The 12,294-nt window shown below is 71.9% G+C and carries 10 protein-coding genes and 1 riboswitch; of the genes, 6 read left to right on the top strand and 4 right to left on the bottom strand.

Annotation, left to right across the window (positions count from 1 at the left end; translation table 11 throughout):
• Positions 1 to 91: 91 nt before the first annotated feature.
• Together B9S58_RS32990 and B9S58_RS32985 are read right to left on the bottom strand one after the other, a co-directional pair.
• Positions 92 to 1,477, bottom strand: coding sequence for a uracil-xanthine permease family protein (locus B9S58_RS32990; RefSeq protein WP_103535573.1), 1,386 nt, complete (start codon positions 1,475 to 1,477; stop codon positions 92 to 94).
• Positions 1,478 to 1,639: 162 nt separating this feature from the next.
• Complete coding sequence (locus B9S58_RS32985; RefSeq protein WP_103535572.1) at positions 1,640 to 2,869, bottom strand: MFS transporter; 1,230 nt, start codon at positions 2,867 to 2,869, stop codon at positions 1,640 to 1,642.
• 157 nt (positions 2,870 to 3,026) lie between these two features.
• Here B9S58_RS32985 and B9S58_RS32980 point away from each other — a divergent pair, with 157 nt between their 5' ends.
• Positions 3,027 to 4,217, top strand: coding sequence for an ROK family transcriptional regulator (locus B9S58_RS32980; protein ID WP_103535571.1), 1,191 nt, complete (start codon positions 3,027 to 3,029; stop codon positions 4,215 to 4,217).
• Between the two features lie 64 nt (positions 4,218 to 4,281).
• On the opposite strand, the gene B9S58_RS32975 is transcribed toward B9S58_RS32980, so the two are convergent.
• Both B9S58_RS32975 and B9S58_RS32970 read right to left on the bottom strand, forming a co-directional pair.
• On the bottom strand, positions 4,282 to 5,028 hold the full coding sequence (locus B9S58_RS32975; protein ID WP_103535570.1) for an SDR family oxidoreductase: 747 nt from the start codon (positions 5,026 to 5,028) through the stop codon (positions 4,282 to 4,284).
• A gap of 135 nt (positions 5,029 to 5,163) precedes the next feature.
• On the bottom strand, positions 5,164 to 7,518 hold the full coding sequence (locus B9S58_RS32970) for a chitinase C-terminal domain-containing protein (RefSeq protein WP_103535569.1): 2,355 nt from the start codon (positions 7,516 to 7,518) through the stop codon (positions 5,164 to 5,166).
• A 277-nt stretch (positions 7,519 to 7,795) separates the two neighbouring features.
• Positions 7,796 to 7,926, top strand: a riboswitch (FMN riboswitch).
• Between the two features lie 173 nt (positions 7,927 to 8,099).
• Between B9S58_RS32970 and ribD the strand changes: the two genes are divergently transcribed.
• Genes ribD through ribH form a run of 5 tightly spaced genes read left to right on the top strand, consistent with a single transcriptional unit; the run spans position 8,100 to position 12,269 of the window.
• Positions 8,100 to 9,200 (top strand): bifunctional diaminohydroxyphosphoribosylaminopyrimidine deaminase/5-amino-6-(5-phosphoribosylamino)uracil reductase RibD, encoded by a 1,101-nt coding sequence (gene ribD / locus B9S58_RS32965; RefSeq protein WP_103535568.1) that lies wholly within the window; start codon positions 8,100 to 8,102, stop codon positions 9,198 to 9,200.
• A complete protein-coding gene (locus B9S58_RS32960; protein ID WP_103535567.1) occupies positions 9,201 to 9,809 on the top strand; it encodes a riboflavin synthase in 609 nt (202 codons plus the stop codon).
• A complete protein-coding gene (locus B9S58_RS32955) occupies positions 9,806 to 10,450 on the top strand; it encodes a nicotinamide mononucleotide transporter family protein (protein ID WP_181009539.1) in 645 nt (214 codons plus the stop codon). The genes B9S58_RS32960 and B9S58_RS32955 overlap by 4 nt, the downstream gene beginning before the upstream one ends.
• Positions 10,447 to 11,742, top strand: a complete 1,296-nt coding sequence (locus B9S58_RS32950) for a bifunctional 3,4-dihydroxy-2-butanone-4-phosphate synthase/GTP cyclohydrolase II (protein WP_103535566.1) — start codon at positions 10,447 to 10,449, stop codon at positions 11,740 to 11,742. Before B9S58_RS32955 ends, B9S58_RS32950 begins: the two co-directional genes overlap by 4 nt.
• Positions 11,743 to 11,783: 41 nt before the next feature.
• A complete protein-coding gene (gene ribH / locus B9S58_RS32945; RefSeq protein WP_103535565.1) occupies positions 11,784 to 12,269 on the top strand; it encodes a 6,7-dimethyl-8-ribityllumazine synthase in 486 nt (161 codons plus the stop codon).
• Positions 12,270 to 12,294 lie beyond the last annotated feature (25 nt).

Here is a 12,294-nt window from a genome sequence, read left to right as displayed (position 1 = left end):
ACGGCGCGGAGTCAGGAAATCTCTAGACCGCACCCTTGAATCCGGCCAATGCGGCACGCCGCGGCCCGGCGCGCTTCCTCTCCGCCGGGCCTCACGATCCGCCCGGCAGACCTCGGTCGTACCCCGGACTGCCGGATTCCGTGAGCGGTGGCTCGTTCCTCATGTGAGCGGGAGCCAGGACCCGCAGGGCGTGGTAGCCGACGACGACGATCAGGGTTCCCAGCGCGATGCCGCTGAGCTCGAAGTTGTCGGTGAGCGTCAGGCTGACGTTGCCGATTCCGACGATGAGCCCCGCGGCCACGGGTATGAGGTGGAGCGGGTTGGAGAGGTCGACGCGGGAGCGGACCCAGATCTGGGCGCCCAGCAGGCCGATCATGCCGTACAGGATGACGGTGATGCCTCCGAGGACCCCGCCGGGGATGGCGGCCACGACGGCGCCGAACTTGGGGCAGAGTCCGAACAGGATCGCGAAGCCGGCGGCGCACCAGTAGGCGGCGGTCGAGTAGACGCGGGTGGCGGCCATGACGCCGATGTTCTCGGCGTACGTCGTCGTGGCGGGGCCGCCGACGGACGTCGCCATCACGGTGGCGGCTCCGTCGGCCATGATCGCCGTGCCGAGCTTGTCGTCCAGCGGGTCGCCGGTCATCTCGCCCACGGCCTTGACGTGCCCCGCGTTCTCGGCGACGAGCGCGATGACCACGGGCAGGGCGACGAGCACCGCGGACAGGGAGAAGCTCGGGGCGTGGAAGGTGGGGAGGCCGATCCAGTCGGCCTTGGCCACCCCCGAGAGGTCGAGGCGCCAGTGGTCGACCGCTTCGGTACCTCCCGCGGGGGAGTGGATCTTGCCGAAGACACGGTCGAAGACCCAGGAGATCAGATAGCCGAAGGCCAGCCCGAGGAAGATCGCGATACGGGACCAGAAACCGCGCAGCACGACGAGGGCGAAACCCGTGAAGAGCATGGTGAGCAGCGCGGTCCACTGGTCCTGGGGCCAGTAGGTGCCGGCGGTGACGGGAGCCAGGTTGAACCCGATCAGCATGACCACCGCGCCGGTGACCACCGGCGGCAGGACGGCGTGGACGACGCGGGCGCCGAGGGCGCGGATGACCGCCCCGCACAGGAAGAGGACCGCGCCGACGACCAGCAGTGCGCCGGTGAGGGTCGCCGCGTCGCCGCCCTGCGTCTTGATGACGGCGGCCACGCCGATGAACGACAGACTGCTGCCGAGATAGCTGGGGATACGGCCCCGGGTGATGAGCAGGAAAAGGATGGTGGCCGCACCGGATGCCATGACGGCGAGGTTGGCGTCCAGCCCCATCAGGACGGGGGCGACGAAGCAGGCCCCGATCATGGAGACCACGTGCTGCCCGCCGAGGCCGGCGGTGCGTCCCCAGGTGAGTCGCTCGTCCGGTCTGACGACCTCGCCCGGTGCGAGGCTCTTGCCGTCGCCGTGCAGCTTCCAGCCGAAGCCCGCCATGGTCTTGCTCCCTGAAGGTCTGCTCGGTGCGCCGGCCGGTCTGCGACCCGGGTTTCGGTGTTCACCTGCGGAAAAGATCAGCGCCATGGTAGTGGTGCGGCGGGTGGCGGCCGCGCGGAGGTCACCCGCCGCCGCGCACGCCGTCCCCGCGCCCGGCCCCGGTCAGCTCCCGGCGGCGCTCTTCGCCGCCGCACCGCCGCCGGCCGCCGGGGCGGCGGCCTTCCGGTCGGCCGACCGCAGCACGCCGGCGCCCAGCACCAGTCCGAAGGCCAGCGCCGTCACCACGCCGAACGACACCACCAGCGAGGTGGCCTCGGCCAGCGAGCCGATCGCGGAGGGGGCGATCAGACCGGAGGTGTACGTGATGGTAGCGACGCCCGCGATGGCCTGGCTCGGGTTCGGTCCGCTGCGCCCCGCCGCGGCGAAGGCCAGCGGGACCACGACCGCCACGCCCAGGCCCAGCAGCCCGAAGCCGCACATCGCGGCCGCCGGGGACGGCGAGAACACGACCAGCAGCCCGCCCGTGGTGGCGAGCAGTCCACCGGTCCGCACCGTGCGGACCGCGCCGAACCGGTCGACGATCCGGTCCCCGGCGATCCGGGCCACCGCCATCGTCAGGGCGAACGCCGTGGTGGACGCCGCCGCGAGACCCTCGGAGCTGTCCAGAACGTCCCGCAGGTAGACCGCCGACCAGTCCAGGCTCGCCCCTTCGGCGAAGACCGCGCAGAATCCGATCGCCCCGATGAGCAGGGCCGACTTCGGCGGCAGCGTGAAGCGCGGCGGCGGCTCCTCCTCCGGACCGCTCTGGAGGTCGAGGACGCCCCGGCAGGCGATCAGCCCCACCGCCGTGAGCACCAGAGCCGCGATGACGTGGTGCAGACGAGCGTCGGTCCCGGTGTGGGCGGCGACCGTGCCCGCCGCCGAACCGATCAGCGCGCCCACACTCCACATGCCGTGCAGACCCGACATGATCGACTTGTCGAGACGGTTCTCCACCTCGACGCCCAGCGCGTTCATCGCGACATCGGACATCCCCGCCGTCGCCCCGTAGACGAACAGCGCCGCGCACAGGGTGACCAGGTCCGGTGCGAGGGCGGGCAGGACCAGCGCCAGCGTCCACAGCGCCAGAAGCCCCCGCAGGGCGGTCCGCGCCCCGAACCGGTGACTGACCCGGCCGGCCAGCGGCATCGCGATCGACGCGCCGATCGCCGGGAAAGCCAGCGCCAGGCCGAGCTGACCCGCGCTCACCCCGGCGTGATCCTGGATCCACGGCACCCGGGTCGCGAAGCTGCCGGTCACCGCCCCGTGCACGGTGAAGACCGCGGCGACGGCGATCCGGGCCCGCTTCACCCGTTCCGCGCTGTAGACCGTGACGGTCGAGTCGTTCGCCATGCCGTCGTGTCCCTCCCCTGGGAATTCTCGGATGCCGGTGGTCCCGGCGCTCCCGTGCGACGATGCGGGCGTAAACTATCAGGAAACCTGCCTGATAAATAGTCATTACGTCACGCCCCCGGGAAGCGGCGGGGCGGCGATCTGGAAGGATCCCGGTATGCCCGCATCACCGAGCACGGCTCGGGCCATCAACGACCGGCTCGCCCTGCGGCTGCTCCAGCAGGACGGCCCGCTGACGGCCACCCAGCTCAAGACGCTGACCGGACTCTCCCGCCCCACCGTCGCCGACCTCGTCGAGCGGCTCCGGGGGGCCGGGCTGATCCAGGTCGTGGGCGAGTCCGGGGCCGTCCGCCGCGGACCCAACGCCCGGCTGTACGGGATCGTCGCCGACCGGGCCCATCTCGCGGCGCTCGACGTGCGCCTGGGAAGCGTCGGCGTGGTCGTCACCGACCTGCTGGGGGCCACCCTCGCCGAGGGCTCCCTGCCCATCGGCGGTGACACCGGCACCGAACCCGCCGTCGAGCGGGCCGCCGCTCTCCTGGAGCGCACCGCCCGCGAAGCCGGATCCGTGCCGCTGCACAGCGTCGGGGTCGGGGCGCCGGGGCTGATCGACCCCGTCACCGGTGAACTGCGCGACAGCTCCGGCCTGCCTGCCTGGCACCGGGTCCTGGTCCGGGAGCTCCAGCGCCGGCTCTCCGCCACCGTCCTGGTGGAGAACGAGACCAACCTCGCGGCCGTGGCGGAGCACCGGGAGGGCGCCGCCCACGACTGCGAGACCTTCGTCCTGCTCTGGCTCGGCCAGGGGATCGGGGCCGCCGTGATGCTGGACGGCAAGCTGCGTCAGGGGGCGTCCGGCGGCGCGGGGGAGATCGGCTTTCTCCCCGTCCCCGGGGTGAGCGGACTGCCCTCGGCGGTGAACTGCGAGGGCGGATTCCACTCCCTGGCCGGATCCGTCGCCCTGTGCGAACTCGCCGCCGGGCACGGACTCGTGGACCTCGGCGCGATGGCCGGGGGCCGCGAGGAGGCGGCGGCCGTGGACGCGGTGCGGACCGCCCTGGAGGCGGGGGAGACCGGCGAGCCCTTCCTGAAGGAGCTGGCGGACCGCCTCGCCCTCGGCGCCGCCGCCGTCGCCTCGGTGCTCGACCCGGGCTGCGTCCTGCTCGCGGGGGCCGTCGGCCACGCGGGCGGGACCGCGCTCGCCGCCCGGGTCGAGGAGCGGCTGGCCGCGATGTCACCCCTGCGCACCGAGGTCCGCGCCGGTTCGCTGGGCGACGGGGCCGTACTGCGCGGCGCGCTGATCACCGCCCGGGACGCGGCGCAGGACGCGCTGTTCGCACCGGGGGGCTGACCGGGCCGCCCCCGAGGATCGGCGGGCGGGCCGATCGCGCGGGCTCGGGCCGGAGCGCACGGGATCAGACCGGGTGGCGGTGGCGGCGGTCGAGGAACTCCTCGAACGTCACGGTTCCCACGGCGTGTTCGGGCGCCAGGTGGTCGCCGCGCCGGTAGCCCGCGTACGCCTCGCCCGCCAGCCGGACCGGTACCACCCGCCGCCTGCGGCCGGTGGCCCGCAGGAACGCCCCGGTGAGGCCGGTCAGCTCACGGACCTCGGGTCCGCCCAGGTCGGGCACCCGGCCCGCCGGCCCGCCGAGCGCCAGGGCCGTGAGCCGGTCGGCGACCTCGCCGCTGTCGACCGGCTGGAGCGACACGCTGGCGGGCACCGGCAGCACGGGCAGTATCGCCGCGCCGGACAGGATGCGCAGGGCCAGGTCGTGGAACCGCGTGGTCCGCAGGATCGTCGAGCCGAGCCCGGAGTACTCGATCATCCGCTCGACCCGGTGCTTGACCGTGTAGTAGCCCAGCGGCAGCCGGTCCACGCCGACGATCGAGATGTGGAGAAGATGCGGCGTCCCGGCCCGCTTCGCCGCGTTGATGAGGAACCCCGCCGCCCGGTCGTCGCCGCCGCGCGGGGTGGTGGCGCAGTGGACGATCACGTCCGCCCCCTCGACCGCCGCGTCCAGACCCTTGCCGTCGCGCGGATCGACGGCGTACGAGGGGGAGCGCCTGCTGAGACCGCGGACGCCGGCCCCCTCGGTGCGCAGCCGCTCCGCGACCTGGCGGCCGAGGGCACCGGTGGCGCCGGTGACCAGAATCGTCGTCATGGCGCCAGCCTGCCAGAACGGGGTCCGCCCCCCGGGAGGCTTTCCGGCGGTGGACGCCGGGGCCGGGGCCGGTGGGGGCGGGAAGCCCGGCGGTGAACGGGGGATCCGCTCACCGCCGGGCGGCCGGAGGAGGGATCAGCAGGCGCCGAGGTCCTTCCAGGCGCCCCACTGACCGGTGGATCCGGGCGTCTCGCCCTTCGTCCACCACGAGGCCTTCCACTGGTGGCCGTCGTGGCTGACGGTGGAGCCGCCGCCGTACTCGGTGGCCGCGTTCCAGGCCGGGGCCGTGCAGCTGCCGCCCGGCTCCGTCGGGGTCGGGGTCGGGGTCGGGCCGGTGGGGTCCGGCGTCGGTGTGGGGTCGGTGCCGGTGCCGGGCTCCACCACGGTGGTGCCGCGGGCCAGATCACCGGCGAGGGAGTAGGACTTCCCGTCGAAGGTCACCGTCCAGTTCGACGGGGTGGAGGTGGGCAGGTAGTAGACGAAGTCCAGCTCCACCGAGGCGCCGGGGGCCAGCGTCTGCCAGGCCGGGAGCTTCAGCGAGACGCGGTTGTAGTCGCCCTTGAGGCCGCCGATGTTGTTGGCCGCCGTGTGGTCGCTGCGGATGATCGTCGTGCCGAATCCGGACTGGTCCTTGGCGTTGGCCGGGGCGGAGGTGGAGTAGTCGAACTGGAACTCCGTACCGCCGGGCAGGGTGGCCTCGGTCCGGTTGGTGATCTTCAGCTTGGGGCTGATCGGGTAGTTGGAGTCGCCCAGCGGGAACTGCCCGAAGGAGACGTCGATGTTCACGGCCTGGGTGGGCAGGTCGATCGTGGAGCGCTTCGCGCCGTACGGGGTCGCCGACTTGAACGCGTCGTACATCGCGGTGGTCAGCGTGGAGCCCGTCTCGTACTGGCCCTTCGCCGCGTTCCACTGGTAGTCGCCCGCCAGCTCCCAGATCATCGTGCCGCCGATGCCCTTGTCCACGACGTAGTCGGCCTTGGCCTTCACCGACTGCTCGTCCTCGGTGGAGAGGAACACCTTCTTCTCGGCGTTCCACAGCCACGGGGCGACCAGCGTGGAGTCGTACTTGCGAGCGTAGGTGCCGGTCAGCCGGGTGTCCGCGGGGAAGCCGTAGTCGGTGACGTAGTCGCCGACGATGCCCTTCTCCAGGTTCTTCGCGTGCCACATCGGGTTGGAACCGGCCGGCGATTCCTTGCCGTTGGTGTCCTTGTCGTGCCAGAGGTTGTCGATGCCGACCGCGCCGTCACCGCACTTGGTCAGACCCGCGCCCGCCGGGCAGTCGGTCGTGGCCGCCCTGCCCCACAGTCCGTCGGTGCCGCCCTGCACGTTCTTGAAGCCGCGGGTGTAGTACGGCAGACCGATGTTGATCCGGCCGGCCGGCATCGAGCCTCGGAAGTAGTGGTAGGCCCAGTCGGTGTTGAGGTAGCCGGTGCCGCCGTACTGCGAGGTGGAGTACACGCTCGCCTGCGCCAGTTCGGCGTCCTTGCCGTCGTCGAACAGGGAGGCGTTCGGGCCGACGTACTCGTTCCAGGCGCCGTGCAGGTCGTAGGACATGATGTTGACGTAGTCCAGGTACTTCTGCATCTGGTACGTCTCCATGCCCCGCAGCAGGTAGCCGGAGGAGGGGGCGGCGACGGTCAGCAGGTAGTGCTTGCCGTCGGCGGCGCCCGCGTGGTCGAGCTTCTCGCGCAGCGTCTTCATCAGGGCGTCGTAGCCCTTGACCAGCCCGGCGCGGCGGCCGTTGGACAGCGTGTGGTCCAGGGGGTTGCCCGCGTCCTTCATCGTGGTCGCGTACTCGTAGTCGATGTCGACGCCGTTGAAGCCGTACTTCTTGATGAAGTCGACGGCCGAGTCGGCGAAGGTGTCGATGCCCGCCTGGTTGACCGACCCGTCGGCGTTGGTCGCCATCGAGTAGAAGCCGCCCGAGTCGACGCGCTCGCCGTCGGGGGCGAAGTAGCCGCCCGTCTCGGCCCAGCCGCCCACGGAGACCAGGGTCTTCACGTTCGGGTGCTGCTTCTTGTACTTCGTCAGGAGGTTGAAGTGCCCCTTGTAGGGGAGCGCCGGGTCCATCTCCGCGCCTGTGACACCGGGCCAGGTCATGCCGGTGGAGGCGTTGGCGGCGCTGTCGGGGCCGACCGAGAGCTTGTTGGACCCGTCGACGTGCGCGAAGGCGTAGTTGAGGTGCGTGACCTTGTCCCACGGGATGTCCGGGACGAGGTAGGCGTCCTTGCCGTCCTTGCCGGTACGCCAGTTGGTGAAGTAACCGATGACGCGCCGTTGGTGGTCGGCGCCCATCTTCTCGCGCCCGTCGGCGTCGTAGACGGAGCAGTAGGGGACGTCGACGCCGGGGGTCTGGTACAGCCCGTCGGGTCGGCAGGAGGCCTGGTCGGCGGCGGCCGACGGACCTGCGGCGAGTGAGCTCAGCAGCAGTCCGGCGACGGCGGCGCCGGCGGCGAGCAGGGTGGCTCTCGCTCGGGTGGGGGACAGCATGTGGTCGTTCCTCCTGGGGAGGTCGGCAGAACACAACTGGCAAAAGGGGTGGGTCGTGTTGGGGTCCTGGTGTGCGCACACCGTCGGACCGAACCTCGGAGGTGACGCAGAGATTAAAAGGACTAGACCAGTGCGTCAATAGGCATGGACCTTTGGCGGTCAACATTTCTGTCGGTTTCTCGCCGATCGGAACGCGCCACTCGCTCTGTGACCCAGCCCACACGGCTCACCCGCATGGCCGTGAGGTGTCCGTGGCAGACTGGTTCCGTACCAATAGCAGCGCACTCCGGGGTCGGTGTAAGTCCGAACCGGCGGTTACAGTCCGCGACCCGTCCGCAGCCAGCGGCCGGTTGACCAGGTGAAATTCCTGGACCGACGGTGAAAGTCCGGATGGGAGGCAGTGCGCGGCGGGTTGTCATCGGTACGCCGCCGTCGGCGGACGCATGGCCGGGAATCTCCCGGCACTCCGTGCGTTCCCGGCGTTCCCGTTCTCGGGTTCTCGGCGTTTCCCCTGATGAGCCGCTCTATCTGTCGTCATCGACAGGCCCCGGAGTCCGTGCCCGAAGAGGCAGGAGGACCCGGTGGATACCGCAGCCGACATCACCGCTATGCGCCGAGCGATCACGCTCGCGGCGCGCGGTCTCGGCTCCACCAGCCCCAACCCGGTGGTCGGATGCGTGATCACCGACGCCACCGGAGCCGTCGCCGGCGAAGGCTTCCACCAGCGCGCCGGAGGGCCGCACGCCGAGGTCCACGCCCTCCGCGCGGCCGGCGAACGGGCCCGCGGCGGCACCGCCTACGTCACCCTCGAACCCTGTGACCACACCGGCCGCACCGGCCCCTGCGCTAAGGCGCTCTTGGCCGCCGGGATCAGCCGCGTCGTGTACGCGGTCGCCGACCCGGACCCGGGGGCCGCCGGCGGCGGCGACACCCTGCGCCGGGCCGGGGTCCGGGCCGAGCAGGGCCTCCTCGCCGAGGAGGCCGGGGCGGGCAACGCCGCCTGGCTGACCTCGGTGCGCCAGGGGCGGCCGTACGTCCTGTGGAAGTACGCCGCCACGCTCGACGGCCGGATCGCCGCCGCCGACGCCACCAGCCGCTGGATCACCTCGCCCGAGGCCCGCGCCGACGTCCACCGGCTGCGCGCCGAGGCCGACGCCGTGCTCGTCGGCTCCGGTACCGCCCGCACCGACGACCCCCAGCTGGGCGTACGCGGTATCGACGGGGCCACCCAGCCGCTGCGGGTCGTCCTCGACACCGACGCCACCGCCGTGAAACCCGGCGCCCGGGTCCTGGACGACACCGCGCCCACCCTGGTCGCCGTCGCCGACGACGCCCCGGCCGGTCACCTCCCCGGGACCGCCGTCTTGCGGCTGCCCCGCGCCGCCGCCGGACCCGGCCTGGACCTCGACGCCCTCCTCGCCGCGCTGCACACCCGCGGCGTCCGCTCCGTACTCCTCGAAGGCGGACCCACCCTCGCCGGGGCCTTCGTCGCCGCCGGGAAGGTCGACAAGGTCGTCGGCTATCTCGCCCCGGTTCTGCTCGGCGCGGGCCCCGCCGCCCTGGCCGACGCCGGAATCACCACCATCTCCCGGGCGCTGCGCCTCGATGTGACCGAGACCGTGCCGATCGGCCCCGATCTGCGCGTCACCGCCGTCCCCGCCCCTGCTCGGAAGGGAAACTGAGTGTTCACCGGAATTGTCGAAGAACTGGGTGAGGTCACCGCCGTCGAGCGGCTTGCGGACGCCTCCCGCTTCCGGCTGCGCGGCCCCGTCGTCACCGAGGGCGCCAAGCACGGCGACTCCATCGCGGTGAACGGCGTCTGCCTCACCGTCGTGGACACCGGCGACGGCGAATTCACCGCCGACGTGATGGCCGAGACGCTCCTGCGCTCCAGCCTCGGCGCGCTCACCACCGGCTCCCGGGTCAACCTGGAACGCCCGATGGCGCTCGGCGGCCGGCTCGGCGGACACCTCGTCCAGGGCCACGTGGACGGCACCGGCACCATCGTCGAGCGCACCCTCTCCGAACACTGGGAGCTCGTCAAGGTCTCCCTGCCGCCCGAGCTGACCCGGTACGTCGTGGAGAAGGGCTCCATCACCGTCGACGGCGTGAGCCTCACCGTCGTCGACGCCGCGGCGGACCACTTCACCATCAGCCTCATCCCCACCACCCTCGCCCTGACCACGCTCGGCCACAAGCAGCCCGGCGACCCGGTCAACCTGGAGGTGGACGTCCTCGCCAAGTACGTCGAGCGGCTGCTCGGCGACCGGGCGGGAGGGGACCCGCGGTGAACGCGGCGAACTGGCTCAACTCCGAGGCCTTCACCGTGTTCGGCCAGCACATCAGATGGTCGGACATGATCGGCAACCTCGTTGGCCTGGTCGCCCTGGCTCTCGGCTGGCGGCGCTCGATCTGGACCTGGCCCGCCCAGCTCCTCTCCGGCGTGATCCTGCTCGTCGCCTTCGCCTCCGCGCACCTCTCCGGCAGCGCGGGCAAGCAGCTGGTCGTCATCGTCGTCGCGCTGTGGGGCTGGTGGTCCTGGAACCGGGGCAGGCAGCAGGCCCAGGACGGCTCCATCGCCGTACGCTTCGCCACCTGGCGCGAGCGCGGCGTGCTGATCGGCGCCGCCGCGCTGGGCACCCTCGCCGTCGGCGGCCTGTTCACCGCCTTCCCGTCGCTGTCCTGGGACCCGTGGCCGGACGCGTACATCTTCGTCGGCACCGTCGTCGCGATGTACGCCCAGGCCCGCGGCATGGTCGAGTTCTGGTTCGCCTGGCTGCTGGTCGACCTGGTCGGCGTCCCGCTGAACTTCGCCAACGGATTCGCCTTCTCCGGCTTCGTCTACATCATCTACGGCGCCCTCGTCCTGTGGGGGATGCGCGACTGGTGGCTGCGTACGCGGACACCCGCTCTGGAAGGAGCCACGGCATGACTGCTCAGCCCACCTGGCTGCACCCCGGCCACGCCCCGCTCGCCGAGGACCTCTCCCTGGACCCGGTCGAGCAGGCCATCCGTGACATCGCCGCCGGCCGGCCCGTCGTCGTCGTGGACGACGAGGACCGCGAGAACGAGGGTGACCTCGTCATCGCCGCCGAGATGGCGACCCCCGAGATCGTCGCCTTCATGATGAGCGAGTGCCGCGGCCTGATCTGCGCACCCATGGAGAGCGACGAGCTGGAACGCCTCGACCTCCCGCAGATGGTCGCCGACAACACCGAGTCGATGCAGACCGCCTTCACCGTCTCCGTCGACGCCTCCGCCGCCCACGGCGTGACCACCGGCATCTCCGCCGCCGACCGCGCCACCACCCTGCGGATGCTCGCGGGCGGCGTCGCCGGCCCCGGCGACTTCGTCCGGCCCGGCCACGTCTTCCCGCTGCGCGCCCGCTCCGGCGGCGTCCTCGTCCGCAACGGCCACACCGAGGCCGCCGTCGACCTCGCCCGGCTCGCCGGGCTCCGCCCCGCCGGGGCCATCGTCGAGATCGCCGGCGAGGACGGCGTCATGCTGCGGCTGCCCGAGCTGGTGCCCTTCGCCCGCAAGCACGGCCTGACGATCATCTCCATCGAGGACCTCATCGCCTACCGCCGCAGCAGCGAGCCGACCGTCCACCGCGAGGCGGAGACCCGGCTGCCCACCGCGTTCGGCGACTTCACCGCGTACGGCTACCGCTCCAGCGTCGACGGCGTCGAGCACGTCGCCCTGGTCCACGGAGAGATCGGCGACGGCGAGGACGTCCTCGTCCGGATCCACTCCGAGTGCCTGACCGGCGACATCTTCCAGTCCCAGCGCTGCGACTGCGGCCCCCAGCTGCACGCATCCATGCAGCGCATCACCGAAGCGGGCCGGGGCGTCGTCGTCTATCTGCGCGGCCACGAGGGGCGCGGCATCGGCCTGCTCTCCAAGCTGCGCGCGTACGAACTCCAGGAGCGCGGCGTGGACACCCTCGACGCCAACCTGGAGCTCGGCCTGCCCGCCGACGCCCGCGACTACGCGGCGGGCGCCCAGATCCTCACGGACCTCGGCGTCACCAGCCTGCGGCTGATGACCAACAACCCCGAGAAGACCGCGGCCGTCGTCCGTCACGGCCTCGCCGTCACCGGCCGGGAACCCATGCCCGTCCAGGCCGGCGAGCACAATCTGCGCTACCTGCGCACCAAGCGCGACCGCATGGGCCACGACCTGCCCTGGCTCGACGCCCCCGCGTCGACCTGCGCCAACCAGTAACGCGAACCACCGAACACCACGTAACCAGCAACAGGAGAGACATGAGCGGCAAGGGTGCACCCGAACTGTCCGTACGCAACTGCGGCGACCTCCGCGTGGCCGTGATCGCGGCCCAGTGGCACGAGAAGGTCATGGACGGCCTCGTCGACGGCGCCCTGCGCGCCCTGCACGAGCTGGGCATCGACGAGCCGACCCTGCTCCGCGTCCCGGGAAGCTTCGAGCTGCCCGTCGTGGCCAAGGTGCTCGCCGGACGCGGCTACGACGCGATCGTCGCCCTCGGCGTGATCGTCCGGGGCGGTACCCCCCACTTCGAGTACGTCTCCCAGGGCGTCACCCTCGGCCTCACCCAGGTCACCGTCGACACCGGAGTCCCCGTCGGCTTCGGCGTACTGGCCTGTGACACCGAGGAGCAGGCGCTCGACCGGGCCGGCCTCGAAGGGTCCAACGAGGACAAGGGGCACGAAGCGGTCACCGCCGCCGTGGCCACCGCTGCCACGCTGCGGACCATCAGCGAACCCTGGCGCTGAGTGCCGCCCGGCGACCCCGTATTCT

This window comes from Streptomyces sp. SM11 (genome assembly GCF_002910905.1).
GTDB lineage: Bacteria > Actinomycetota > Actinomycetes > Streptomycetales > Streptomycetaceae > Streptomyces.
The sequence above is the reverse complement of the archived record's forward strand: the minus strand, read 5'-3'. Positions and strand labels throughout refer to the sequence as shown.

Coding starts and splice junctions, on each gene's coding strand:
- B9S58_RS32990 (WP_103535573.1), bottom strand. CDS start 1,477: ATGGCGGGCTTCGGCTGGAAGCTGCACGGCGACGGCAAGAGCCTCGCA.
- B9S58_RS32985 (WP_103535572.1), bottom strand. CDS start 2,869: ATGGCGAACGACTCGACCGTCACGGTCTACAGCGCGGAACGGGTGAAG.
- B9S58_RS32980 (WP_103535571.1), top strand. CDS start 3,027: ATGCCCGCATCACCGAGCACGGCTCGGGCCATCAACGACCGGCTCGCC.
- B9S58_RS32975 (WP_103535570.1), bottom strand. CDS start 5,028: ATGACGACGATTCTGGTCACCGGCGCCACCGGTGCCCTCGGCCGCCAG.
- B9S58_RS32970 (WP_103535569.1), bottom strand. CDS start 7,518: ATGCTGTCCCCCACCCGAGCGAGAGCCACCCTGCTCGCCGCCGGCGCC.
- B9S58_RS32950 (WP_103535566.1), top strand. CDS start 10,447: ATGACTGCTCAGCCCACCTGGCTGCACCCCGGCCACGCCCCGCTCGCC.
- ribH (WP_103535565.1), top strand. CDS start 11,784: ATGAGCGGCAAGGGTGCACCCGAACTGTCCGTACGCAACTGCGGCGAC.